This is a genomic window from Serratia proteamaculans, from assembly GCF_946227095.1.
GTDB lineage: Bacteria > Pseudomonadota > Gammaproteobacteria > Enterobacterales > Enterobacteriaceae > Serratia > Serratia proteamaculans_E.
On the sequence record NZ_CAMISV010000013.1, the window covers coordinates 36,045 to 60,387 of the forward strand.

21 protein-coding genes are annotated in these 24,343 nt (G+C 56.8%); 17 read left to right on the forward strand and 4 right to left on the reverse strand.

What is annotated here, in order from left to right; translation table 11 throughout:
- Positions 1 to 41: 41 nt before the first annotated feature.
- Positions 42 to 371 carry a cell division protein ZapA gene (zapA, locus tag OC597_RS21565; protein ID WP_012146623.1) on the reverse strand — a complete coding sequence of 110 codons (330 nt, stop codon included), beginning with the start codon at positions 369 to 371 and terminating at the stop codon, positions 42 to 44.
- Between the two features lie 320 nt (positions 372 to 691).
- Between zapA and OC597_RS21570 the strand changes: the two genes are divergently transcribed.
- The 9 genes from OC597_RS21570 (at position 692) to OC597_RS21610 (ending at position 14,784) form a co-directional block, all read left to right on the forward strand.
- On the forward strand, positions 692 to 1,270 hold the full coding sequence (locus tag OC597_RS21570; protein ID WP_099065323.1) for a YecA/YgfB family protein: 579 nt from the start codon (positions 692 to 694) through the stop codon (positions 1,268 to 1,270).
- A 60-nt stretch (positions 1,271 to 1,330) separates the two neighbouring features.
- Complete coding sequence (gene pepP, locus OC597_RS21575; protein WP_085118737.1) at positions 1,331 to 2,644, forward strand: Xaa-Pro aminopeptidase; 1,314 nt, start codon at positions 1,331 to 1,333, stop codon at positions 2,642 to 2,644.
- 4 nt (positions 2,645 to 2,648) lie between these two features.
- Positions 2,649 to 3,827, forward strand: coding sequence for a 2-octaprenyl-6-methoxyphenyl hydroxylase (gene ubiH / locus OC597_RS21580; protein WP_207979445.1), 1,179 nt, complete (start codon positions 2,649 to 2,651; stop codon positions 3,825 to 3,827).
- 83 nt (positions 3,828 to 3,910) lie between these two features.
- Entirely contained in the window at positions 3,911 to 5,113 is a 1,203-nt protein-coding gene (gene ubiI, locus OC597_RS21585) for an FAD-dependent 2-octaprenylphenol hydroxylase (protein WP_262210429.1), read from the forward strand.
- Positions 5,114 to 5,658: 545 nt separating this feature from the next.
- Positions 5,659 to 6,756 (forward strand): glycine cleavage system aminomethyltransferase GcvT, encoded by a 1,098-nt coding sequence (gene gcvT, locus OC597_RS21590; RefSeq protein WP_262210430.1) that lies wholly within the window; start codon positions 5,659 to 5,661, stop codon positions 6,754 to 6,756.
- Positions 6,757 to 6,801: 45 nt separating this feature from the next.
- Positions 6,802 to 7,188, forward strand: a complete 387-nt coding sequence (gene gcvH / locus OC597_RS21595) for a glycine cleavage system protein GcvH (protein WP_085118731.1) — start codon at positions 6,802 to 6,804, stop codon at positions 7,186 to 7,188.
- A 92-nt stretch (positions 7,189 to 7,280) separates the two neighbouring features.
- Positions 7,281 to 10,160: an aminomethyl-transferring glycine dehydrogenase gene (gene gcvP / locus OC597_RS21600; protein ID WP_261258703.1), complete on the forward strand. Its 2,880-nt coding sequence runs from the start codon at positions 7,281 to 7,283 to the stop codon at positions 10,158 to 10,160.
- 248 nt (positions 10,161 to 10,408) lie between these two features.
- Positions 10,409 to 13,681, forward strand: a complete 3,273-nt coding sequence (locus OC597_RS21605) for an autotransporter outer membrane beta-barrel domain-containing protein (RefSeq protein WP_262210431.1) — start codon at positions 10,409 to 10,411, stop codon at positions 13,679 to 13,681.
- 137 nt (positions 13,682 to 13,818) lie between these two features.
- Entirely contained in the window at positions 13,819 to 14,784 is a 966-nt protein-coding gene (locus tag OC597_RS21610; protein ID WP_262210432.1) for a quinone oxidoreductase family protein, read from the forward strand.
- A gap of 99 nt (positions 14,785 to 14,883) precedes the next feature.
- On the opposite strand, the gene OC597_RS21615 is transcribed toward OC597_RS21610, so the two are convergent.
- Together OC597_RS21615 and OC597_RS21620 are read right to left on the reverse strand one after the other, a co-directional pair.
- Positions 14,884 to 16,290 (reverse strand): sensor histidine kinase, encoded by a 1,407-nt coding sequence (locus OC597_RS21615; RefSeq protein ID WP_261425294.1) that lies wholly within the window; start codon positions 16,288 to 16,290, stop codon positions 14,884 to 14,886.
- Positions 16,287 to 16,955 (reverse strand): response regulator, encoded by a 669-nt coding sequence (locus tag OC597_RS21620; RefSeq protein ID WP_085118723.1) that lies wholly within the window; start codon positions 16,953 to 16,955, stop codon positions 16,287 to 16,289. The genes OC597_RS21615 and OC597_RS21620 overlap by 4 nt, the downstream gene beginning before the upstream one ends.
- 188 nt (positions 16,956 to 17,143) lie before the next feature.
- Here OC597_RS21620 and OC597_RS21625 point away from each other — a divergent pair, with 188 nt between their 5' ends.
- From OC597_RS21625 to OC597_RS21640, 4 genes are all read left to right on the forward strand, one after another.
- Positions 17,144 to 17,374, forward strand: coding sequence for a hypothetical protein (locus OC597_RS21625; protein WP_261425293.1), 231 nt, complete (start codon positions 17,144 to 17,146; stop codon positions 17,372 to 17,374).
- A gap of 13 nt (positions 17,375 to 17,387) precedes the next feature.
- Positions 17,388 to 18,197, forward strand: a complete 810-nt coding sequence (locus tag OC597_RS21630; RefSeq protein WP_261425292.1) for a MipA/OmpV family protein — start codon at positions 17,388 to 17,390, stop codon at positions 18,195 to 18,197.
- Between the two features lie 25 nt (positions 18,198 to 18,222).
- The gene (locus OC597_RS21635; RefSeq protein ID WP_262210433.1) at positions 18,223 to 18,969 is read left to right on the forward strand and encodes an SDR family oxidoreductase; all 747 of its coding nucleotides are present in this window, start codon (positions 18,223 to 18,225) and stop codon (positions 18,967 to 18,969) included.
- Between the two features lie 68 nt (positions 18,970 to 19,037).
- Positions 19,038 to 19,355, forward strand: coding sequence for a BrnA antitoxin family protein (locus OC597_RS21640; protein WP_262210434.1), 318 nt, complete (start codon positions 19,038 to 19,040; stop codon positions 19,353 to 19,355).
- Positions 19,356 to 19,430: 75 nt separating this feature from the next.
- Here OC597_RS21640 and OC597_RS21645 read toward each other — a convergent pair whose 3' ends face one another.
- The gene (locus OC597_RS21645) at positions 19,431 to 20,108 is read right to left on the reverse strand and encodes a GntR family transcriptional regulator (protein ID WP_261462627.1); all 678 of its coding nucleotides are present in this window, start codon (positions 20,106 to 20,108) and stop codon (positions 19,431 to 19,433) included.
- 129 nt (positions 20,109 to 20,237) lie between these two features.
- Between OC597_RS21645 and OC597_RS21650 the strand changes: the two genes are divergently transcribed.
- From OC597_RS21650 to OC597_RS21665, 4 genes are read left to right on the forward strand one after another with little or no spacing between them, the layout of a single operon-like run.
- Positions 20,238 to 20,951, forward strand: a complete 714-nt coding sequence (locus OC597_RS21650) for a DUF2848 domain-containing protein (protein ID WP_262210435.1) — start codon at positions 20,238 to 20,240, stop codon at positions 20,949 to 20,951.
- Positions 20,951 to 22,300 (forward strand): amidase, encoded by a 1,350-nt coding sequence (locus tag OC597_RS21655; protein WP_262210436.1) that lies wholly within the window; start codon positions 20,951 to 20,953, stop codon positions 22,298 to 22,300. Before OC597_RS21650 ends, OC597_RS21655 begins: the two co-directional genes overlap by 1 nt.
- Positions 22,301 to 22,351: 51 nt before the next feature.
- A complete protein-coding gene (locus OC597_RS21660; RefSeq protein ID WP_262210437.1) occupies positions 22,352 to 23,005 on the forward strand; it encodes an ABM domain-containing protein in 654 nt (217 codons plus the stop codon).
- Positions 23,002 to 24,327 (forward strand): MFS transporter, encoded by a 1,326-nt coding sequence (locus OC597_RS21665; protein WP_261285220.1) that lies wholly within the window; start codon positions 23,002 to 23,004, stop codon positions 24,325 to 24,327. Before OC597_RS21660 ends, OC597_RS21665 begins: the two co-directional genes overlap by 4 nt.
- The last annotated feature ends 16 nt before the right edge of the window (positions 24,328 to 24,343 follow it).

The window sequence follows — 24,343 nt, forward strand, 5'->3', positions numbered from 1 at the left end:
TTTTTACTCATTGCCGAAACCTTGGATTTCAGCAACTTAAGTTATTCGAATTGTGCATCCTGACGTTCAGAGATGCGACCCTGTTCAAGCAAAGCCTGTTCAATGGTCTGTTGTAGCATGCGAATGCGTTGTTCCATATTGGACGCATAATCACGGGTTTTCAACCGTTCTTGAGCAAGTTCGTGACAAACATTCAATGCTGCGATGAAAACGAGCTGCTCAGTATTTGTGACTCTAGTGCGAACTTTAAGATCTTGCAACCGTTCGTTAAGATCGACCGCTGCCATGTTCAACGCATCTTGTTGTTCTGGCGGGCAATTGACTCTTAAAGAGCGACCAAAAATTTGAATATCTACCGGTTGTGCAGACATGCCACCTTCCTGCCTAAATTTCGCGCCAGCCCCAGTCTACCCTTACCGGGCCACCAAAGCGGGCGCCACTATATATACCTCGGTACCAAGATACAACCCCTTTTTCAGTACCTGGTTGTAATCTACCGCGACAGACATTACCAGTCAAAAAAGGGTTTCAAAATGCGTATTTAGCTTCATTTTGTTCCCTGCCGGTACTGTGTGAATTCTGACACATCACGATTATAACTAGCCACTGAGGTGTCGTGCTTATCTGGCACAGCGACGGACCTTGGTGGTAGCATAACACGAACTTATCCTGCCAACGATGACGAATGCGCATGTCTATACAGAATACATTTCCAAGTTACCAATCTTTGACCCTTGCCCTTAACCAGCAAGCGGTGGCGTTGACCGCAGCAGAAATGCACGGCCTGATCAGTGGCCTGTTGTGCGGTGGCAGCCGTGACGCCGGCTGGCAATCACTGGTCTATGATCTGACTAATGAAGGCGTGGCCTTCCCGCAGGCGCTAAGCTTGCCGCTTCAGCAACTTCATGAAATTACGCGTGAAACGCTGGAAGACGACGATTTCATGTTCCAACTGATGATGCCGGAGGGCGAAACGGTCAGCGTGTTTGATCGCGCCGACGCGCTGAGCGGCTGGGTGAACCATTTCCTGCTCGGCCTTGGCATGATGCAGCCGAAACTGGCTCAGGTGAAAGACGAACTGGGTGAGGCGATCGACGATCTGCGCAACATCGCCCAACTCGGTTACGAAGAAGATGAAGACCAGGAAGAGCTTGAGCACTCTCTGGAGGAAGTGGTGGAGTATGTGCGGATGGCGGCCATTTTGTGCCACACCGAATTTACTCGCCGCAAGCCGACGGCGCCGGAAAATGCCAAACCGACCTTGCACTAAACACCCTATTTCACGTCCTTGAGGCCGTGAGCACAGGCAGATTGATTTCAGGAGAAGGTGATGACTCAGCAGGAATTCAACAACCGCCGTCAGGCGCTGTTGGCGAAAATGGCTCCGGCCAGCGCGGCAATTATTTTCTCTGCGCCGGAAGCAACGCGCAGTGCAGATACCGAATATCCTTACCGTCAGAACAGCGATTTCTGGTACCTGACCGGCTTCAACGAGCCGGGCGCGGTATTGATTCTGGTGAAGAGCGATGAGACGCATAACCACAGCGTGTTGTTCAACCGGGTGCGCGATTTGACGGCGGAAACCTGGTTTGGCCGCCGTCTGGGCCAAGAGGCCGCCCCGGCGAAGCTGGGTGTGGACCGCGCGCTGCCGTTCGATGAAATCAACGACCAATTACCCCTGTTGCTCAATGGCCTGGACGTGATCTACCACGCGCAGGGCCAATACGACTATGCCGACCAAATCCTGTTTGCTGCGCTGGACAAGCTGCGCAAGGGCTTCCGCCAGAACCTGCAGGCACCGGCAACCCTGACCGACTGGCGTCCGTGGCTGCACGAAATGCGCCTGTTCAAGTCATCGGAAGAGATGGTGATTATGCGCCGTGCCGGTGAGATCAGCGCGCTGGCCCATACCCGTGCGATGCAAAAATGCCGTCCAGGCATGTTTGAATATCAGCTTGAGGCGGAAATTCATCATGAGTTTACCCGCTTCGGCGCCCGCTACCCGTCCTACAACACCATCGTCGGTGGGGGGGACAATGCCTGTATCCTGCACTACACCGAGAACGAAAGTGAATTGCGCGATGGCGACCTGGTGCTGATCGACGCCGGCTGCGAGTATAAAGGCTATGCTGGCGACATCACCCGCACCTTCCCAGTCAACGGTAAATTCAGCCGACCGCAACGCGCAGTGTATGACATCGTGCTGGCGTCGTTGCAACGGGCGCTGGAGATGTTCAAACCGGGCATCAGCATCCGCGTGGTCAACGATGAAGTCGTACGCATCATGATTACCGGGATGGTGGAGTTGGGGATCCTGAAAGGCGAAGTCGAACAGTTGATTGCCGAGCAGGCACATCGTCCGTTCTACATGCATGGCCTGGGTCACTGGCTGGGGCTGGATGTGCATGATGTCGGCCATTACGGTACGCCGGATCGTGACCGTACGCTGGAGCCGGGCATGGTGCTGACCGTCGAACCGGGGCTGTACATTGCGCCGAATGCCGATGTGCCGGAAGAATATCGCGGCATGGGCATTCGTATTGAAGACGACATCCTGATCACCGCGACCGGTATTGAGAATCTGACGGCCAGCGTAGTGAAAGACGCTGATGCCATTGAAGCACTGATGGCAGCGGCAAGGTAACAACATGAGCGTAATCATCGTTGGCGGCGGTATGGCGGGCGCGACTCTGGCGCTGGCCATTTCCTCGCTGACTCAGGGAAGATTGGCGGTTGACCTGGTCGAAGCGACCCGACCGGACGACCGCAGCCATCCGGGGTTTGACGCCCGCGCCATTGCCCTGGCGCAGGGTACCTGTCAGCAGTTGACGCGCATTGGCGTTTGGCCGGCGCTGCGTGACTGTGCGACGGCCATCACCCAGGTGCATGTTAGCGATCGCGGCCATGCCGGGTTTGTTAATTTGCACGCGCAGGATTACCAGGTCGATGCGTTGGGGCAGGTGATTGAGCTGCACGATGCCGGCCAACGGTTGTTTGCGCTGCTGGCCAAGGCACCGGGTGTGACGTTGCACTGTCCGGCCCGGGTGGTCGATGTGGTGCGCACGGCGGAGCAGGCTGAAGTGCTGCTGGATAACGGTCAGCGTATCAGCGGGCAACTGCTGGTGGCGGCGGACGGCTCGCGTTCGGCGCTGGCGCAGGCCTGTAATCTGCAGTGGCAACAGAGTGACTATCCGCAGTTTGCTACCATCGCCAACGTCACCACCGCAGAGCATCCGCAGGGGCGCGCTTTTGAACGCTTCACCCGCCACGGGCCCTTGGCTTTACTGCCGATGTCTCAGGGGCGCAGCTCACTGGTGTGGTGCCATGCGCGTGAAGATCGCGAGCAGGTCGACGGATGGGACGATGAGCGTTTTATCAGTGAATTGCAGCAGGCGTTTGGCTGGCGTCTGGGGCGAATTCTTCGCGCCGGCAAACGCCACAGCTACCCGCTCAGCCTGCTGACCGCCAATCAGCATGTCAGCCACCGGCTGGCACTGGTGGGCAATGCCGCACAGACGCTGCATCCGATCGCCGGGCAGGGGTTCAATCTTGGCCTGCGTGACGTGATGTCGCTGGCGGAAACGCTGGCCGAGGCGCAGCAGGCCGGAGAAGATCCCGGTGGCTATGCGCTGTTGGGGCGTTATCAACAGCGGCGACAGCAAGATCAGCAGGCCACCATTGGTGTGACAGACGGCCTGATCCGGCTGTTTGCCAATCGCTACGGTCCCCTAGTGGTCGGGCGTAATCTGGGTCTGATGGCGATGGCCCAGTTGCCGTCGGTGCGGGACGCCTTTGCCAAACGTACTTTAGGCTGGGTGGATCGCTAAGCGGTGTATAGGCACAGGCGCAGCATGCTGTGCCCAAAGCGCTGGGCAATGGCACAGCGAGTCATTTAAGGAAATTAAGCAGCATGCAATCATTTGACGTGGTTATCGCCGGCGGCGGTATGGTGGGGCTGGCTCTGGCCTGCGGTTTGCAAGGCAGCGGCCTGCGCATTGCGGTGCTGGAACACCAGCAACCGGATATGACGCCGCCACCACCACAACCGGCACTGCGCGTCTCCGCCATCAACGCCGCCAGCGAGCGCCTGCTGCAGCATATTGGCGTGTGGGATGAGATCCTCTCCCTGCGCGCCAGTGCTTATAACGCCATGGAAGTGTGGGATCGCGACAGCTTCGGCAAGATCGCCTTTCGGGGTGACGAGTGTGGTTTTAATCATCTTGGCCACATCATCGAAAACTCAGTGATCCAGCAGGCGTTGTGGAAGCGGGCGGAAAGCCTGAGCGACGTCACACTGATGACGCCTGCGACGCTCAAGCAGGTGGCCTGGGGCGAGAACGACGCTTTTATCACCCTGGAAGATGGCCGCATGCTGACCGCCCGACTGGTGATTGGGGCCGACGGTGCCCATTCCTGGCTGCGTCAACATGCCGATATCCCTCTGACCTTCTGGGATTACCGCCACCATGCGCTGGTGGCCACTATCCGCACCGAAGAACCACATTTGGCGACGGCGCGGCAGGTGTTCCACGGCGATGGCATTCTGGCGTTTCTGCCGTTCAGCGATCCGCATTTAAGCTCGATCGTGTGGTCGGTGGCACCGGAAGAGGCGGAGCGCCTGAAACAACTGGAGCCGGAGCAGTTTAACCGTGAGTTGGCGATGGCTTTTGACCTGCGCCTCGGCGCCTGCACCCTGGAAAGTGAACGTCAGACCTTCCCTCTGACCGGGCGTTATGCGCGTAGCTTTGCCGCGCACCGTCTGGCGCTGGTGGGCGATGCGGCGCATACCGTGCATCCGCTGGCCGGGCAGGGGGTGAATCTGGGCTTTATGGATGCAGCAGAGCTGATCGCTGAACTGCGCCGTCTGCAACGTCAGGGCAAGGACATAGGCCAACACCTGTATCTGCGCCGTTACGAACGCCGTCGCAAACACGGTGCGGCGGTGATGCTGGCCAGTATGCAAGGGTTCCGCGAACTGTTTGATGGCAACCACCCGGCGAAGAAACTGCTGCGTGATGTCGGGCTACGCCTGGCCGACAGCCTGCCGGGCGTGAAACCCAAGCTGGTGCGTCAGGCAATGGGCCTGAATGACCTGCCGGAGTGGCTGGCCTGATCGCTGTCTGAGAGAGGTCGTCCGGCCTCTCTACCTCATTTTCCCCGCATTATCATCGATAGCCAAAGGCGCAGCCCTGCGTCTTATACCCATAGCTTTTTCTTATATAACCCTTCATTTGAAATAATCTAATTTCAGGCTGCTTTTACCATTAGTTTTTCTAATTCCATGTTCGGTTATCAAAAGTCGAAATTCCGTATCCGGCCTTGGGTTTGTTATATAACTTCGGATTTTTGGTGCTTTAATTGTTGGTTTTGTGCCTTAAAGCGCATTTTTCCAGTCAAAAACTCTGCACACTAGCCCGGCCTTTTACTGGCCCTGAACGACGCCAAGCCTATTTTAACTTATGGTTAATGGGGTCGTTCAGTGATAACGTCAGGACAAAGGTATCGTTTGCGTCGCGGCGGTTAGCCGCCGTTTTTGCACGTTCGGCGCAGCGTTTCTGTTGGGCAGTCAGTGCGCCACGCAATCCGGCCGCGAGCCATTATCTGACGTATTGCGTAGCAGCACCCTATCTTCAGCTTCTGAGTGAAATGAGGGAAAAGATGGCAAAGCAAACCCCACTGTACGACCAGCACGTGGCGTGCGGTGCGCGCATGGTAGATTTTCATGGCTGGATGATGCCGCTGCATTACGGCTCCCAGATCGATGAGCACCACGCCGTGCGTCAGGATGCCGGTATGTTCGACGTCTCCCATATGACCATTGTGGATCTGCGCGGTGCCCGCACCCGCGAGTTCCTGCGTTACCTGCTGGCGAATGACGTCGCCAAGCTCACTCAACCTGGCAAAGCCTTGTACACCGGCATGCTGAATGCGTCTGGCGGTGTGATCGACGACCTGATCGTCTACTTCCTTACTGAAGACTATTTCCGCCTGGTGGTGAACTCCGCCACGCGCGACAAAGACCTGGCCTGGATCGAAGAACACGCGGCTCCGTACGGCGTAGCGCTGACGGTACGTGACGATCTGGCGCTGGTTGCGGTGCAGGGCCCACAGGCCAAAGAGCGCGCCGCCACCTTATTTACCCCGGAACAAAAAAGCGCGGTTGAAGGCATGAAGCCGTTCTTTGGCGTACAGGCCGGGGATCTGTTTATTGCCACCACCGGTTATACCGGCGAAGCGGGTTATGAAATTGCCCTGCCGAAAGAGCAGGTGGTCGATTTCTGGCAGAAACTGCTGGCGGCGGGCGTGAAGCCGGCCGGCCTGGGGGCACGCGACACCCTGCGTCTGGAAGCGGGTATGAACCTGTACGGGCAAGAGATGGATGAAGGTATTTCTCCGCTGGCTGCCAACATGGGCTGGACCATTGCCTGGCTGCCGGAAGATCGCCAGTTTATCGGCCGCGAAGCGCTGGAAAAACAGCGTGAAGTGGGCACCGAACAACTGGTCGGCTTGATCATGACGGAAAAAGGCGTATTACGTAATGAGCTGCCGGTGCGTTTTACCGATGAAGCAGGTCAGACGCAGGAAGGGGTGATCACCAGCGGTTCATTCTCACCGACCCTGGGCTTCAGCATTGCCCTGGCCCGCGTACCCGCCGGTATTGGCGAGCGGGCCATCGTTCAGATCCGCAACCGCGAAATGCCGGTCAAGGTCACCAAACCTGGATTCGTGCGCGCCGGTAAGCCACTGACTAATTAATTTTTTGTTTATTGATTCTTTATTTCTTCGAAGGAGTAGCTGGCGATGAGCAATGTGCCAACAGAATTGAAATACGCAACATCCCATGAGTGGGTGCGTGACGCAGGCAACGGCGAATACGTGGTAGGCATTACCGAACACGCGCAGGAACTGCTGGGCGACATGGTGTTTGTCGACCTGCCTGACGTGGGTACCGCGGTTAACGCTGGCGAAGACTGCGCGGTAGCGGAGTCGGTGAAAGCCGCTTCCGATATCTATGCCCCTATCAGCGGTGAAATCATCGCTGCCAACGATGCGCTGGAAAGCTCTCCGGAGCTGGTTAACAGCGACCCGTACGGCGAAGGCTGGCTGTTCCGCATCAAGGCTTCCGACAGTGCCGAACTCGGCAACCTGCTGGACGCCGGTGCGTATCAGGCTTCTATCGACGAGTAACTGTTGTAACGCCCCAGGCCCATTGGCCGGGGCGTTTTAGTTATAGATCAGGCTATATCCCGTACCCCGTAAGCATTCAGGAATTTGTAGCAATGACTCAGACACTCAGCCAACTTGAACACAGCGGTGCGTTCATCGAACGCCATATCGGCTCTTCTGCAGAACAACAGCAGCAGTTGCTGGAAGCGGTGGGCGCACGCTCGCTCAACGCGCTGATCCAACAGATTGTGCCGGCAGACATTCAACTGCCTGCGCCGCCGCCGGTGGGCGATGCGGCTACTGAACATCAGGCGCTGGCCGAACTGAAGGCGATTGCCTCGCAGAATCAGCGCTACAAATCCTATATCGGTATGGGCTACAGCGCGGTGCTGACCCCGCCGGTGATCCTGCGCAACATGCTGGAAAATCCGGGCTGGTATACCGCTTATACCCCTTATCAGCCGGAAGTGTCGCAGGGCCGCCTTGAGGCGCTGTTGAACTTCCAGACCGTGACTCTCGATCTGACCGGTTTGGATCTGGCATCGGCCTCATTGCTGGACGAAGCGACTGCGGCAGCGGAAGCGATGGCGCTGGCCAAACGCGCCAGCAAGCTGAAAGACGCTAACCGTTTCTTCGTGGCTGACGACGTGCATCCCCAAACGCTGGACGTGGTACGTACCCGTGCCGCCACCTTCGGTTTTGAAGTGATCGTCGATAAAGCCGAGAAAGTGCTGGAACTGCAGGGCGTGTTTGGCGTGCTGCTGCAACAGGTCGGTACCACCGGTGAACTGCACGACTACAGCAAACTGCTGGCCGAGCTGAAAACCCGTAAAATCGGTACCAGCGTGGCTGCCGACATTATGGCGTTGGTCATGCTGACCGCACCGGGCAAACAGGGCGCCGACGTGGTGTTCGGCTCCGCACAGCGCTTTGGCGTGCCGATGGGTTACGGTGGTCCACACGCGGCCTTCTTCGCCTGTCGTGACGAATTCAAACGTTCGATGCCGGGTCGTATCATTGGTGTTTCTCGCGATGCTGCCGGTAACACTGCACTGCGCATGGCGATGCAAACCCGTGAGCAACATATCCGTCGCGAAAAAGCCAACTCGAATATCTGTACCTCGCAGGTACTGCTGGCCAACATCGCCAGCCTGTATGCGGTGTACCATGGCCCACAAGGCCTGCAACGTATTGCCGGGCGTATCCATCGCCTGACCGACATTCTGGCCGCCGGGCTGCAACAGGCCGGGCTGCAACTGCGCCACAAAACCTGGTTCGACACCCTGACGGTGGAAGTGAAAGACAAGGCCGCGGTGCTGGAACGCGCTTTGAGCTTCGGCATCAACCTGCGTACCGATATTCACGGTGCGGTGGGCATCACGCTGGACGAAGCTACCTCACGTGAAGACGTGCAAACGCTGTTCGCCTTGTTGGCTGGTGACGAGCACGGTCTGGACATCGACGCACTGGACGCGGCAGTGAGCAAAAATAGCCAGTCGATCCCGGCGGGCATGGTGCGCCAGGATCCGATCCTGACTCACCCGGTATTCAACAGCTACCACAGCGAAACCGAGATGATGCGTTATATGCACCGTCTGGAACGCAAGGATCTGGCGCTCAACCAGGCGATGATCCCGCTTGGTTCTTGCACTATGAAGCTGAATGCCGCGGCGGAAATGATCCCGATTACCTGGCCTGAGTTCTCTGAGCTGCACCCGTTCTGTCCGCCAGAACAGGCGGCAGGCTATCAGCAGATGATCGGCCAACTGTCACAGTGGCTGGTGCAATTGACCGGCTACGACGCGGTTTGCATGCAGCCGAACTCCGGCGCGCAGGGTGAATACGCTGGGCTGTTGGCTATCCGTCATTACCATGAAAGCCGTAACGAAGCAGGCCGTCATATCTGCCTGATCCCAAGCTCCGCACACGGTACCAACCCGGCCTCTGCCCAAATGGCGGGCATGAGCGTGGTGGTGGTGGCCTGTGACAAGAATGGCAACATCGATCTGCACGATCTGCGCGTCAAGGCCGAGCAGGCGGGTGAAGAGCTGTCTTGTATCATGGTGACTTACCCGTCGACCCATGGCGTGTACGAAGAAACTATCCGTGAAGTGTGCCAGATCGTTCATCAGTTCGGTGGCCAGGTGTACCTCGACGGCGCCAACATGAATGCTCAGGTGGGCATCACCACCCCAGGTTACATTGGTGCGGACGTCTCACACCTTAACCTGCATAAAACCTTCTGTATCCCACACGGCGGTGGCGGTCCAGGCATGGGGCCAATCGGCGTCAAAGCGCATTTGGCACCTTTCGTTCCAGGCCACAGCGTGGTGCAGATCGACGGTGTTACCACTCAGCAGGGCGCAGTTTCTGCGGCACCGTTCGGCAGCGCCTCAATTCTGCCAATCAGCTGGATGTATATCCGCATGATGGGCGCGGAAGGGTTGAAGCAGGCGAGCCAGGTAGCGATCCTGAACGCCAACTACATCGCAACCCGTCTGAAAGACGCTTACCCGGTGCTGTATACCGGTCGCGATCACCGCGTGGCGCATGAATGTATTCTCGACATTCGTCCGTTGAAAGAAGAGACCGGCATCAGCGAAATGGATATCGCCAAACGTCTGATCGACTACGGTTTCCATGCGCCGACCATGTCGTTCCCGGTCGCGGGTACGCTGATGGTTGAACCTACCGAGTCGGAAAGCAAGGTAGAACTAGATCGCTTTATCGACGCGATGCTGGCTATCCGTGGTGAGATTGATCGGGTGGCGAAAGGTGAATGGCCGCTGGAAGACAACCCACTGGTGAACGCACCGCACATTCAGGCGGAACTGGTCAGTGACTGGCAGCACGCTTATACCCGTGAGCTGGCGGTGTTCCCAATCGCCGGTGTGCGTGAGAACAAATACTGGCCGAGCGTGAAACGTCTGGATGACGTATACGGCGACCGTAACCTGTTCTGCTCTTGCGTGCCGATGAGCGAATACGAATAAGCCCCTCTGCAAGTAGTTGATTCATAGGCAGCGCATTATGCGCTGCTTTTTTTTGTCATGACTCTAAGGGTTTTCTTGCTTATATGTTTGATTAATTGCTAATTATTTTATTTTCTGTGCTGTTCCTCGCAGTTTATTTCCCATCTGGTTTAAGACGCTGTCCGGTTTACATTCCGTTTAAATCCGCGTGGTTAAATTGGTCTCAGCAAAATATTTTGCAGGGAAGATTGACTCACAAGGAGTGTCCTATGAAAAGGTTGGCTATCGCAATTATTGCGGCTTTACCCTTCTGCTCCGCGCAGGCGGTTGAAAGTTATGAAGTGCGAAATAACAGCGGGCAAACGGTCTTTAAACTGAATTTCTATGCCCCCACCGATGACGGCTATTTTACTGATAAGGGTGTCCCTCAGCACTCATCCTGGGTATTGGATGAGGCGCAAAAGGCGCAGGTGATCAGCGCCGCACAACGCTGGGCCGATATTATCAAACCCAAGCCGGGCCAATTGCCGGGGGTAATCAACGTCGGCACCTTTGACGAGAAGAATGCCGGCGCGATGAGCCCTAACGTCAGTGACGATACCTTTAGCCTGACCCAGCTTCAGGCGGTATTACAGGGCCAGGAGGCAGGTGATTTGGACAGTGGTGCCCATGCCATCGTCCGTATTGGCAAGCTGGACTTTACCCCAGCACAGGCCCAGCCGGCACAGATCCCAACCGATCATCGAACCGATCTGGAAGTCACGATATTTCATGAGATTGCCCACGCATTAGGGATCAGCGCTGATGCCGGAGTCGCGGGCGGTGTGACCCAATTTGGCCCGACGCAGGGGAGCTGGTCATCGCATCTGTTTGACGACAACGGCAACCCGGCACAGCCGGGCCAGGCGATTTTGTGCAAAGGCTGTGAGGGGCCGGATGACCCTTCCGGCTTCGACGTGCGCAAGGATCAAGGCTATTTCGCCGGTAACCACGTCAAAGAAGTGCTGGAGGGCGCGATGCCGGGGGTGCCGGTACGCATTCTCGATGTGTTCGGCGATCTGGATGACGATTACATGTCTCACATCGAGCTGGATCGCAGCCTGATGAGCCACCAAAACTACCGCAATTACACCTCGATGATGGAAGCCGAATTGGCGCTGTTACAGGACATGGGGTACGACATCGATCGCCGTAACTTCTTTGGTCGCTCGGTTTATGGCAGCGGTCTGGATGTGGTTAATCAGCAAGGGTATTTCGCGCGCAATGCTGACGGCAGCGATTATATCGGCGGCCAAGCCAATACCGTTGCGCGGGGCGTCGGGTTGCACATCTATGGCAGTAACAATCGGATAGAGCAACGTGGTGACTTATTGGCCAATGGCGTTGCCGCCGCCGGTATTCGCATTGACGGTGCGGGCAACACGCTGAGCATCGCACCGGGTACCCGGGTGCAGGCCAACGGTGATTATGGCACCGGCTTATTGGTGGCCTATGGGGATCGGCACAATATTATCCAACGGGGTAGTCTGGAGGCACTAGGCAAAGAGGGGATCGCTGCCCGTTTGGATTTCGGTAACAACATGTTGGGCAATGATGCCGAATATCGTGGCTCGTATATCTGGCAGTGGGGCGGGCTCGACCTGTCCAAATACCGGGCAGCGCCGCTGGTGTCCAATTTCGATATCACCGGCTCGCTAAAGGGCAGCAAAGCGGCCATCTACCAGTCAGATAATGCACTGGCCGGCGCAATCAACGTGATGCGTGGAGCTGACATTCAGGGCGACATTATCTCTGACTATGCACAATGGGATGAAAATAATCAGGCGCGTCTCACCCGTTTAACCTTCGGTCTGCAGCCGGATGAGCTGGGGCAGGTCACCGCGGTGGCGGATAGCGGTTTTGAGTTCACCTATAACGGTAATATTCGCGGTAAGGATAATTTTGCGCTGGTGGCTGAAGGGGGAAAAACCACCCTCAACGGCGCACATCAGGTGTATAGCGTGGATATTGAGCCGGGCGCTCAGTTGGCAGGCAATAGCCGCTATGAGCTGTCGGATGCCGGGCTGTTTACCAATAACGGTTTGCTCACCACCGGTTCACCTTTTGGTCTGGTTTCGATCGTCGGCGATTACTCGCAGGGACCACAGGGGCGTTTGCAACTGATGTTTGACAGCCTTGGCCGTGGGGACCAGGTAATCATCAGCGGGAAGTCCAGTCTGGGCGGTGCCTTGGCGCTGATGCCGGTAAAAGGCTGGTACCCATCAGATTGGAAGCTGAACAGCACTTCCCTGTTGCAACTGGGGCAGGCCAGCGGCGAGTTCGATCAGATCAGCGTGCAGACGCAGTCACCGACCTTAAGCTTCAGTGCGACACCGTTGGCGGCCGGGGAATATCAAATCAGCGCCAGCCGTGGTGCATCGGCCTACAGCCAGTATGCACAGAGCGCGAATGAGCGAAATGTCGGGCTGGCGTTGGCCCGTACGGCGGCGACGGCGGGTAATGATATGCGTCCGTTGCTGACGGCGCTGGACTTCTCGGCCCCTGATGGCAAGCAGGTCAACAATGCTTTGGCACAGCTGGAGCCGTCGGCCTATAACAGCCTGATCCAGGCCTCATTCGATCGCGAACGTCAGTTAACCCGCACGTTGACGGCAGCGGAACGCAATCTGACGCTGGCCCCGGTCGACGACGAGCAAGATTGGATCAGTTTTGCCCTGCCTTATGGCGGCGGTAACTGGCAGCGTAGTTCGGGTAATATCACCGGTTACAACGCATCGCGTTATGGTGTGCTGTTTGGCGCAGAGAAACGTAATGTGCTGGTGCCAGGGTTGACCACCGGTTTCCACGCGGCGGTGGGCGGACAAACCGTCAATGCCAAAAGTGCCGATCGGGCACGGACGCACAGCACTTCATTTGATCTCGGTCTGCAGTTCAACTTTGCACAGGACGTCATGGCTGGGCCGTTTGCTTATGGTCTGGGCCGGGTGGGCGCGGAGGATAATCATATGAAGCGTCAGTTTGATGTTGCCGGTGTGAGCGGCACCAGCAAGAGCGACTGGACGGCCTGGAACGGTTCATTAACCCTGGGTGGCGGCTATCATTTTGCGTTAACCGATTCATTCAGCTTTGGCCCGGTAGCGGCACTGGATTATACCGCCACCACCCATCGTACGATCAAAGAGTCCGGTGCCGGCACCTTACCGATGCAGATTAAGGGCCATTATGCCGACTCGCTGCAAAGCACCTTGGGCGTAGAAGCGCTGTACCAGGGAACGTCGGCATTATCCGCCAGCCTGCGCCTTGGCTGGCAACATGAGCTGCTGAGCAACCATGTTACCCAGCGTGCACAGTTCGTCGGTTATGACTCCTCGGCTTTTGATAGCAAAAGCACCTTGGCTGGGCGTGATGGGCTGGCGGCACAGGCGGGTGTGCAGTATCAGATCAATAAAGATGTTTCTGTCGGGGCTGGCCTTTCCAGCGAGCTGTTCCGCCAGGGCAGTAATTCATTAGAGGGCAATATGTCTGTGAGCTGGCGGTTCTGATTTCTCCAACAAAAAGCCGATGAGTTAATATCAATAACACGTTCGGCAAAGCGTACTATCAAGGGACACTGCATGATGCAGTGTCCCTTTTTTACTGCCGCTGAACAGCAACATCCCCAACGGAATTAGGAGCAATGATGAGAGCTGCAATAGTTAACGCGTTAGGCCAGGCACCCGTAGTCGGTGATGTGGATGAGCCGATAGCCAGAGAAGGGGAGACCCTGATCGAAGTGATTGTCGCCGGAATCAAACAATTGGATCGCGCCATGGTGGCGGGAACCCATTACTCCAGCCCGAAGGTGTTACCGATCGTGCCCGGTACCGATGGCGTTGGCTATGCACCGGACGGTCAGCGGGTTTATTTCGCCTCTTTCCGGCAGCCGCACGGTGCACTGGCGCAGCGCACCGTCGCTTCCTGGAGCGTGCCGGTGCCGAAAGGCGTGGACGATGCCACCGCAGCGGCCTTGATTAATCCGGCATTTGCCGCCTGGCTGCCGCTGCACTGGCGCGCCGAGCTGCAGGCGGGTGAAACGGTGTTGATTATTGGCGCGACAGGCACCTCGGGCAAATTGGCGGTGGCGGCTGCTCGTCAGGCGGGTGCGGGGCGGATTGTCGCAGCTGGGCGTCGGCAGAGCGTATTGGATGCGCTGGACGTCGATGCTACGGTGGACCTCAGCCTGGAAGGCGATGCACTGGTACAGGCTTTTGCTGCCGCTGCGGGCCCGAACGGCTATCAGGTGATTGTCGATTACATCTGGGGTACGACTACCGAAGCGCTGCTGGCCACACTGAACAACCACGACCTGTCATCCTACGCCGGTGGGCGCGGTATTCGCCTGGTCAACGTAGGTTCAATGGCTGGGCCAGATATCCGCTTGCCGGCGGCGGTACTGCGCAGCAACCAGCTGCAGATTTTGGGCAGCGGTACTGGCAATTTCCCCCCGGTGGCTGAGATGCAGCGATATGCCAGTGAGATCCTGGCGTTGGCGGCCGCAGGTCAGATCTCGGTTGAAACTCAGGAGCACGGCTTATCCGAGATCGCCGAAGTGTGGGATCTGAACAAGAAAAGCGATGTGCGATCGGTGATCCGTATTGCCGGATAACTGTTCTCAGGTTTATGGGCAAACACGTTTTTGCCCATTGATCTGTCACAGTCAATCAAGCCGATACCGCGGCAGTAAAATAGCGGCTTTCATGTTGGTTTAACTTTCTGGTGGCATCAGGTAATTCTCAGGCAGATCGATAACAAACCCGATACCGCGTTCATCAAGCCCTTCGGTGATCCGCAGCTGCGCGCCGATTTTATCGGCCAGGTTTTTGGCTATCGCCAGCCCCAGACCACTGCCGATCTGCAGGGTGCCCGGCACGCGGTAAAAGCGCTCGAACAACCGTTTGTGGTATTCCTGGCCGATGCCAGGGCCATTGTCGCGCAAGGTAATGTAGCAACCCAGCGGTGACAGCGAGCGAATATTGGCTTCGATTCGCCCATTCACCGGTGCGTATTTTATGGCGTTTTCCAAAAGGTTGGTGAAGATGGTAATCAGTGATTGGCGATCGGTATCAATCATCACATTTTCACTGCCATCCAGCGAAAGTTCGACGTTCTTTTCCAGCGCGTAGGGCACGTGCTGGGCAATGCATTTGCTGATTTCAGCGTGAATATTCACGGTTTCAATCTTCAGCGGAAAGTCTTCTGATTCCAGCTTGGCCAGGTCAATCAGCTGGCGCGAAAGTGATGCGGCGCGATCCAGCCCCTGCTGCATGTCTTCAATGATTTCCTGTCGTTCGGTTTTATCCGCCACCTGGGTCAGCAGATGCAGCTGTGCCAGTACGGCAGCGATCGGCGTGCGTAGCTCATGCGCCGCGTCAGCCATAAAGCGCTTCTCACGTTGATTGGCTGCATCGATACGTGACATCAATTTATTGATTTCCAACACTATTGGCCGGATTTCTTGATATTGCTCGGTTGCATTGATCGGTGACAAAGTACCAGGCTTGCGGTCAGAGATCATTCTGGCGATTTGCCGTAGCGGTCTCAGGCTGAAATAGGCGGTGATCAGCAGGGCGGCAATGGTTGCCGCCAGGGTTAGCAGCAGTGGGATAGCGGTACTTTCCGCCGGGTTGCCGAAAATAGTGGTGCGATTGTCAAAGGATTCGCCGACGATCACCCTAAATTGCTGTTTATCGCTCCAACTGCCGGCGATATGCCAGTTCATATTGGCATAGCTAATGGTGCCGGACAGCACGGAAGGCGGCAGGAACAGCGGTTTTTCCTGCGCTGGCGAGGCGTAAAGCATCTGATTGTTATGATCGTAAACCACAAATAAGGGGCGATAGTCTATTTCATCCTGCATACCGTTTTTGATCGAATCGATATACATTATTTCGATGTCTTTAATTACCTCAATAAAATTGTGGTCGTTGACATCGGTCTTATCAAGAATATTGGCAATGCCGCGAGCGACAATTCGTTGCTGATTATCCAAATATTTTTCGGCATCGGGGTAATAAAAATATTTTACCCAGCCCATCAATACGCCCCACAGCAGTAATATGGCTAATACCTGAAAAATAATGGTGCGCATAAAAAAGGATTTAAAACTTATCATCCCAGCGTCTCTTTTTTTAATAAATAACCGATGCCACGCACGGTAATAATTCGCTCCCTACCTATCTTGCGTCGCAAATTATGCATATGTACCTCCAGCGAGTTACTTTCCACGCTGTCGCCATGACCGAAAAGACTTTGCTCCAGTGCGGTTTTGCGCACCACGGTGCCGGCACAGCGCATCAGTTCATGTAGCAACCGGTACTCCTTTTTCGATAACAGCAGCAGTTCACCATCCAGCGTCACCTGGTGGTTCATTGGGTCCAGATACAGATTACCCAGGCTCCAGGTTTGGGAGGCAAATCCGGCCATGCGGCGGTTCACCGCCTTCACTCGGGATATCAGCTCAGGCAAGGCGAAAGGTTTGGCCAGAAAGTCGTCCGCGCCGGAGTCCAGGCTATTGACCAGGCTCTCAATCCGGTCGCGGGCGGTCAGAACAATGATCGGGATATTTTGTCCGGCGGCCCGCCACTCGACCAGTTTTTTTAATCCATCGCCGTCAGGCAGGGTCAGGTCCAGCAGCATTAAATCGAAGCTGGCTTGCGAGAGTTTACTTTGGGCATCATGGACCAGCCGCACCCAGCACAACTCAAAACCCGCCAGCTCCAATGCGCGGCATAAGGCCTTGCCTAATTGCAGGTCATCTTCCACCAACAGTATGTTCACGTGCCATCCGATTAATATCGATGTGTCGACGGCTATATAACTACAACCATCAGGTGAAGACAACGGCGTCATCCTTTTTGCTCACCCGTTCTTAAGCAAACCTTAATCTGGCATTAATTTGGCGTTAAGGGAGCTTCGACTTGTTTCTTGTAAGCTAATTCCTGCACTAATCATTTGGGTGGGGAAAAATGCGAGTAGATAAATTTTCAACGGTGGCTATTTGCACTGTCGCGATTTTATTTTTGGTGCTGGCTACGCTGCCTTCCCCTGTCGGCACGCAAGGTGGCAAACATGTCATTTCACTCTCATCGCCCCTGCCGTTTATTCAGCATGCCGAACCTCCGGTTTTTTATAAAAGCTTAAAACCCCGCATTAAAAAACAGCTGCGTCGTCTGGTGCAGCTACAACATTTAATTTAATAAGGCAGACAAGTTGAAAAATACTCTGGGTTATTCCGTGGCGGCGCTGTTGACAATATTTCCCCTGCAGGGGTCTGCACAAGAGGGCGGGCAAGCTTCATTGACTCTCAGCGGAGGTATGGCGGTAGCGCCGCTGTATCAGGGGGCGTCTACCTATAGCGCCGTGCCGCTGTACGATATGCAGGCCAGCTACGATGGGGCGGCCTGGGGCGATTTCGGTATTGGGTTGGGGGGCGCCAGTTGGCAATTGCCGTTGTCGGGGCCGTTTGGCATCGCCTTATTAGCCGGTTATGACGGCGGAAGAGACGAGAAAGTGAAAACGCTGAGAGGGCACAACAATCGGCTGAAAGGTATGGGCGATTTGGACGGTGCGTTTGAGGCCGGCATTGAACTGAGCTATAAACTTGAGCCTTTCCGCGCTTATGTCAGGGGCATGCAGGCGACCAAGGCGCGTCGCTACGGCGATGAAGATTTGGGGCATACCGCCTATGTCGATCTGGGTGTGGCAGCGCTGTATCCCTTAACCGATGCTCTTAGCCTCTCCGCCGATCTGACCACCACCTGGGCCAACAGCGGCTATCAGCGGGGCTACTTTGGTGTTACCCAGCAGCAGGCACAGCAAAGCGCTTTCGAAGCTTATCGGCCAGGCAGCGGTTTTAAACAGGTGATGCTCAACACGGCGCTGAATTATCAATTGACGCGGGAAATCGCTTTCCAGGGCGGAGTCGGTATCTATACTCTGTTGGGCGATGCGGCTAACAGCCCGATCGTCGAGAAAAAGGTGGCTGGGGTGGCTTTCCTGAGCGCCAGCTACCGTTTCTGATTTCCTAACCAGAGAAAGGAACAGCATGACTAAAGTTGCATTGGTCACCGGTGCCAGCCGGGGTATTGGCCGCGCCACGGCACTGCTGCTGGCCCGTCAGGGCTACGCGGTGGGCGTTAACTATCTTAAGGATGAGGCTGCGGCGCAGCAGGTGGTCGCAGAGATAACCTCCCTGGGCGGCCGGGCGCTGGCGTTGCGGGCTGATATCGGTGACGAAAGCCAGGTGGTCGCGATGTTTGCCGGACTGGATGCCACCCTCGGCCCTATTAGTGCACTGGTCAACAATGCGGGCATTTTGTTTCAGCAGACCAGCATCGAGCAACTGACTGCCGAACGTATCAATAAAGTGCTGAGCACCAACGTTACCGGCTATTTCCTTTGCTGCCGCGAAGCGGTGAAGCGCATGGCGCAGCGTCATGGTGGGCAGGGCGGGGCTATCGTCAACGTCTCTTCCGCCGCCTCTCGTTTAGGGGCACCCTGGGAGTATATCGACTACGCTGCCTCGAAGGGGGCGGTCGACACGCTGACCACCGGGCTGGCGTTGGAAGTGGCAGCTCAGGGTATTCGCGTTAACTCGGTGCGGCCGGGGTGTATTTACACCGAGATGCATGCCAGCGGCGGTGAGCCGGGCCGTGTTGATCGGGTGAAGAGCAATCTGCCGATGCAGCGTGGTGGCACGCCGGAAGAGGTGGCGGAAGCCATCGCCTGGCTGCTGTCCGATGCTGCTTCTTACGTCACCGGCAGCTTTATCGAGGCCTCTGGCGGCCGCTGACGGCGACGTTATTGAGGTTATCCGTATCATTTCAGCCCGCAAAGCGGATGCACGAGAAAGGGGGAAGTATGAAACGCAAAAATTCGGTTAGGAATGTGCAACATAGCGTGCTTCCTCCCCTGACGGAGGAGCAAAAAGCGCAGATAGCCTCCTTGAGGGTTATGCCGGATGATGGGATTGACTATGGTGACGCCCCCGCGCTTAGCGATGAGCAATGGGGAACGGCATTACAGGGGCGGTTCTACAAACCGATGAAGGTATCAAAAACGGTCAGAATCGATACTGACATTTTGGAATGGCTGCAGAGGCCAGGTAAGGGCTACCAGAAGCGTTTGAACGCGGTCTTGCGTGCCGCTATGTTGAAAGGCCAAGAGCTCGAAGAGTAAAATTATCTACCCACAGTTTAAAACCCGGTAGCTTTAGAGGCGCCGGGTTTTTGGTGCGGCATTATCTCTCTCCAATCAGCCCTCATGCAGCAGCGCACTGCGGAAAGACAGAATGTGCGCCTCTGCCGCATTGGCCGCGGCGTCGTCGTCCTGTGCGGCCAGTGCGGCGATAATCGCCCGATGCTCCTCGATAACCTCCCGCATATGACCTTCGCGTGACAAGGTGCTGGCCCAGAAACGCTGCGCTCTGGCGTGCAGCACGCTCAGAATGTCCGCCAGCATATTATTGCCGGCGATCTGCGCCAGTTGCTGGTGAAACTGGTGGTCCAGCGTCATCATCTGTACCCGGTCACGGCGCTGGCTGGCGGCTTCGATTTGTTGATTGAGGGCCGTCAGTGCGGCGACTTGTGATTCGGTAATGCGCTTGCTCGCCAACCGCATACACAGCATTTCATTGGCCAACCGCACTTCAATCAGTTCCAGTGCGTCATCCATCGACAGCGGCGAGACCATCACCCCTTTACGCGGGATCACCTGCAGTAACCCTTCATTGGCCAGCCGGTGGATCGCCTGATTGATCGGCGTTCTGCCCATATCCAGCTCACTCATCACCTGAGCAGTATTGAGGTATTCACCAGGTTTATAGCTTAACGTCACCAACGCCTGCTTAAAGCGCCGATAGGCCAGTTCATTCAGTGACATTCCGGCTTCCTCTGCCGTCGGGAGTTCCTGGCTCTCTGCGTCAAGGGTCATCACGTTCTGCTCCTGCAAGAAGAAAGTTTTTAGACATAGTACACAAAAACATGGCATGGAAATCGCTTATTTGGTAACTAAAGATATAGTGAAATTTCACAGTATTTTAACCAAAGAGGCACAAACGCCATGAGACTGACCTTCACTTTACCTGAATCCAGCGGTGCCGGGGGGCTGGATGTTGAGATTGATCATCTGGTGATCGCCGGCTGGACCGGCCGCGATCGTGAGGCGATCCTGCACCACATTAGGGAGTTGGCGGAGCTGGGTGTGCCCCAACCCAGTGCAGTCCCTCTGTTCTATCGGGTGGCCGTTAATCAGCTTAGCCAGAGCGATTGCATTGAAGTGATTGGCAATGCCAGCTCCGGCGAAGCGGAACCGCTGATCTTCACTCATCGCGGCGAGCTGTTTGTTTCGCTGGCCTCGGATCATACCGATCGTCAACTGGAGGCGCACAGCGTAGCGCTGTCCAAACAAATTTGCGTCAAACCGGTAGCTCGCGCCGCGTGGCCCCTGCGGGAAGTGATCGCACATTGGGATTCGTTGATCTTGCGATCCTGGATCAAAGAGGACGGTGAGTTCCGGCTTTATCAGCAGGGTTACCTTGCCAGTCTTCGCACGCCTGGCGATCTGCTGGATCGTTATCTGAGTGGTCAGCAGGTGCCCGAGGGCGGGCTGACGGTACCTCAGCCGCGTGACGGTCTGGCGATGGCCTGCGGCACGGTGGCGGCGATTGGCGGTATCCGACCGGCGACCGAATTCCGTATGGAACTGGTGGACGAGGTGCTGGGACGTACCATCAGCCACGGCTATCGCAGCATAGAACTGCCGGTGGTGGCGTGATGGAAAAGCTGACTTTAACGCAGGTCGCCACCGGGTTGGCCAAGGGTGAATTAACGGCTGTGCAGTTGACTGCCGCTGCGCTGGCGCAAATTGCTGACGAGCAGGGAGAGGGCGCACGCACTTTTACCTATGTTTATAGCGACTGGGCACAGCAGCAGGCACTGGCGGCCGATCGACGGCGTGCAGCAGGAACCCCCTTGTCGGCGCTGGACGGCGTGCCGGTGTCGGTCAAAGACCTGTTTGATGTCGCCGGGGAAGCCACCGCCGCCGGATCACGGGTGCTGGCCGACGCGCCGGTGGCTAACCGCCATTCTGCCGTGGTGGTGCGGTTGTTGCAGGCTGGCGCGGTGGTCATCGGGAAAACCAACATGACCGAGTTTGCCTATTCAGGGCTGGGGATCAATCCCCACTACGGCACGCCTGCCAATCCCTGGGATCGCTCTGCACGCCGGATTCCCGGCGGTTCGTCTTCCGGTGCGGCAGTCGCGGTGGCTGATGGCATGTGCTTTGGTGCGATAGGCAGCGACACCGGTGGCTCGGTACGTATTCCGGCGGCCTTCTGCGGCCTGACCGGTTATAAACCCACCGCCCGTCGTATCGACAGTCGCGGTCTGCTGCCGTTGTCGCCCTCACTGGATTCGATCGGCGTGATCGCTCATGACGTTGCTGGTTGCATCGCGCTGGATGCGGCGATAGCCGATCTGCCGCTGCATCCGCAGCAGAAAACCTTGAGTCAGGCGCGCTTTGCCGTGCCCCAAACGCTGGTGCTGGATGGCCTGGACGATGAGGTCACTGCCGCGTTTCATCTCAGCCTGCAGCGGCTGACGCAGGCCGGAGCAAAGATTGAATTTATTCCCTGCCAGGAGTTTGGCGAACTGGCGACGATCAACGCTGCCGGTGGTTTCAGCGCGCTGGAGTCCTGGCGCTGGCATCAACCGCTGATTGCCGAACATGCCGATGGCTATGACCCAAGGGTGTTATCGCGTATTCGTCGCGGCCAATGGCTGAATGAGCAGGATCTACAGCAATTGCAGTTGCTGCGTGCCGATTGGCAACGGCGGGTGACGGCTGCAGTGAAAGGGTTTGACGCACTCTTGATGCCGACGGTGCCTATGGTTGCGCCAACCATTGCCGAGTTGGAAGCGGATGAAGACGCTTATTTTCGTATCAACGGCGCTGCGCTGCGTAACCCTTCGGTGATCAACTTCCTCGATGGTTGCGCACTATCACTGCCCTGCCAATCGCCCGGTGCGGCGCCGGTTGGCCTGATGGTGGCCGGGTTGCCCTTGCAGGACGAGGCGCTGCTGGGTTGGGCGCTGGCGATCGAACGCTGCCTCACCGAGGTGTGATTTTCCGGTGGGGTCGACCCCGCCTTACTTTGAGCTAACAGGAGAGTACCCATGACCGGTTCCCCGAACGGAATGCTGTTTGTCGCAACAGATGTCGCCGCGCAGGACGAGGCGGATTTCAATCAGTGGTACGACCGTGAGCACGTGGAAGAGCGGGTACGGGTGCCCGGTTTTTTGTCGGGCACGCGTTATCAGGCGCTACAAGGCGGGCGTAAATACCTGGGGCTGTATAAAACCGAATCCCTGGCCAGTTTTACCTCGGCGGCTTACCGCGCCGCGTTTAACCAACAGACCCCCTGGTCGGTGGCGAGCCTCGACAAAATGCGCGACCCAATGCGCCGGGTCTGTGCGGTAGAGGCGGTGACCGGACAGGGCTGCGGCAGCCATTTGGTTATTGTTACCCTGGGGCCGGCGGCACCGGAAGTCCTGAAGGCCGGTATCCATCATTTGGGGGCGATGCTGGCCGAGCAACCCGGTTTTGTGCGCAGCAGCCTGCTGTCGCCGGATGTTGAACTCAGCTCGCCGCTGCCGAAAGAGTCGCGGGAAAATCGCCAGTTGTTGCCGATGCTGTTGATCGAAAGCAGCAGTGCCGAAGCCGGTCAGCGGCTGAATGAGCTGGCTTGTCACCACTTGAAAATCCCTGCCACCGATGCGGTGCACTATGTCCTTGGCTGGCAACTGACCACGCAGGAGCTGTCATCATGAGCACTTCAACCACGGAAACACCGACCGCGAATTTATCTGCCGACGATACTGCCGCTCATCCACCGAATACCGGCAAGCTGGCCGCGGCCAGTTCGATCGGCACCGCACTGGAATGGTATGACTTCACCGTTTACAACATCATGGCGGCACTGATTTTCAACCACGTGTTTTTCCCGTCTTTCGATCCGCTGGTGGGCACCATTTTGGCGTTTTCCACCTACGCGGTCGGTTATGTTTCACGGCCGATTGGCGGCATCGTGTTTGGTCATCTCGGCGACGTGCTGGGGCGCCGTTTTGTCCTGGTGACCACGCTGGTGATCATGGGCGTGACTACCGCACTGATGGGGCTGCTGCCGGGTTATGCCAGTTGGGGCATTTGGAGTCCGCTGCTGTTGGTCACGCTGCGCTTTATTCAGGGGATTGCGTTGGGAGGCGAATGGGCGGGGGCAGTATTGCTGTCGATGGAACACGGTAAACCTCATCAGCGTGGGCGTAACGCCTCCTTTGCTCAGGTCGGCCCTTCCTGTGGGACCCTGATCGGCACCGGTTTGATCACGCTGGTGACGGTAGCGATGTCGGCAGAAGATTTCCAGCAGTGGGGTTGGCGTATTCCTTTCCTGCTTAGCCTGGTGTTGGTGGTATTTGGCCTGTGGCTGCGCCGTGGGGTGGGGGAAACGCCGGCGTTTCTGAAACTGGAGGCGTCCAAAGACGTTACCCATTCGCCGATCCGCGAGGTCTTCACCCAGCATCGGCGTCCATTGTTGATTGCCGGTGGCTCACGTATCGGTTCCGACGTGCTGTATGCGCTGGTGGTGGTCTTTACCCTGACCTATGTCACCACGGTACTGAACCTGCCGCGCCCGCTGGCGTTGGCCGCTACCATGTTGGGGGCGATCGGTAACGCGATTACCGTACCGATGTTTGGTGCACTGTCCGATCGTTTTGGCCGTCGACCGGTGTATATCGGCGGGGCGCTGGCGGCGATGGTTTGGGCATTTGTGTTCTTTATGTTGCTCGACAGCAGCCAGCCGGTGCTGATCTGCCTGGCAGTGGTGGTGGGGTTGTTGATCCATGCGGCGATGTACGGCCCGCAGGCGGCCTTTATCACCGAACAGTTCCCGACCCGGGTGCGCTATGCCGGATCGTCGTTGGCCTATACGCTGGCAGGTATTATCGGTGGTGGTTTTGCACCCTTGATTATCGCATCGCTATTCAAGTCTTACGACAGCACGCTGGCGATCTCGGTCTATGTGGTGGTGGCGTTGTTGATCACGCTGTGGGCGGTGATTGCCGCAAAGGAAACGGCCCACAAGCCGTTGTGAATAGCTTGCCGGGTGA

What these genes read in the sequence shown, in the direction of transcription:
- zapA (WP_012146623.1), bottom strand. Translation starts at nt 371, where the DNA reads ATGTCTGCACAACCGGTAGATATTCAAATTTTTGGTCGCTCTTTAAGA.
- OC597_RS21570 (WP_099065323.1), top strand. Translation starts at nt 692, where the DNA reads ATGTCTATACAGAATACATTTCCAAGTTACCAATCTTTGACCCTTGCC.
- pepP (WP_085118737.1), top strand. Translation starts at nt 1,331, where the DNA reads ATGACTCAGCAGGAATTCAACAACCGCCGTCAGGCGCTGTTGGCGAAA.
- ubiH (WP_207979445.1), top strand. Translation starts at nt 2,649, where the DNA reads ATGAGCGTAATCATCGTTGGCGGCGGTATGGCGGGCGCGACTCTGGCG.
- ubiI (WP_262210429.1), top strand. Translation starts at nt 3,911, where the DNA reads ATGCAATCATTTGACGTGGTTATCGCCGGCGGCGGTATGGTGGGGCTG.
- gcvT (WP_262210430.1), top strand. Translation starts at nt 5,659, where the DNA reads ATGGCAAAGCAAACCCCACTGTACGACCAGCACGTGGCGTGCGGTGCG.
- gcvH (WP_085118731.1), top strand. Translation starts at nt 6,802, where the DNA reads ATGAGCAATGTGCCAACAGAATTGAAATACGCAACATCCCATGAGTGG.
- gcvP (WP_261258703.1), top strand. Translation starts at nt 7,281, where the DNA reads ATGACTCAGACACTCAGCCAACTTGAACACAGCGGTGCGTTCATCGAA.
- OC597_RS21605 (WP_262210431.1), top strand. Translation starts at nt 10,409, where the DNA reads ATGAAAAGGTTGGCTATCGCAATTATTGCGGCTTTACCCTTCTGCTCC.
- OC597_RS21610 (WP_262210432.1), top strand. Translation starts at nt 13,819, where the DNA reads ATGAGAGCTGCAATAGTTAACGCGTTAGGCCAGGCACCCGTAGTCGGT.
- OC597_RS21615 (WP_261425294.1), bottom strand. Translation starts at nt 16,290, where the DNA reads ATGATAAGTTTTAAATCCTTTTTTATGCGCACCATTATTTTTCAGGTA.
- OC597_RS21625 (WP_261425293.1), top strand. Translation starts at nt 17,144, where the DNA reads ATGCGAGTAGATAAATTTTCAACGGTGGCTATTTGCACTGTCGCGATT.
- OC597_RS21635 (WP_262210433.1), top strand. Translation starts at nt 18,223, where the DNA reads ATGACTAAAGTTGCATTGGTCACCGGTGCCAGCCGGGGTATTGGCCGC.
- OC597_RS21640 (WP_262210434.1), top strand. Translation starts at nt 19,038, where the DNA reads ATGAAACGCAAAAATTCGGTTAGGAATGTGCAACATAGCGTGCTTCCT.
- OC597_RS21645 (WP_261462627.1), bottom strand. Translation starts at nt 20,108, where the DNA reads ATGACCCTTGACGCAGAGAGCCAGGAACTCCCGACGGCAGAGGAAGCC.
- OC597_RS21650 (WP_262210435.1), top strand. Translation starts at nt 20,238, where the DNA reads ATGAGACTGACCTTCACTTTACCTGAATCCAGCGGTGCCGGGGGGCTG.
- OC597_RS21655 (WP_262210436.1), top strand. Translation starts at nt 20,951, where the DNA reads ATGGAAAAGCTGACTTTAACGCAGGTCGCCACCGGGTTGGCCAAGGGT.
- OC597_RS21660 (WP_262210437.1), top strand. Translation starts at nt 22,352, where the DNA reads ATGACCGGTTCCCCGAACGGAATGCTGTTTGTCGCAACAGATGTCGCC.
- OC597_RS21665 (WP_261285220.1), top strand. Translation starts at nt 23,002, where the DNA reads ATGAGCACTTCAACCACGGAAACACCGACCGCGAATTTATCTGCCGAC.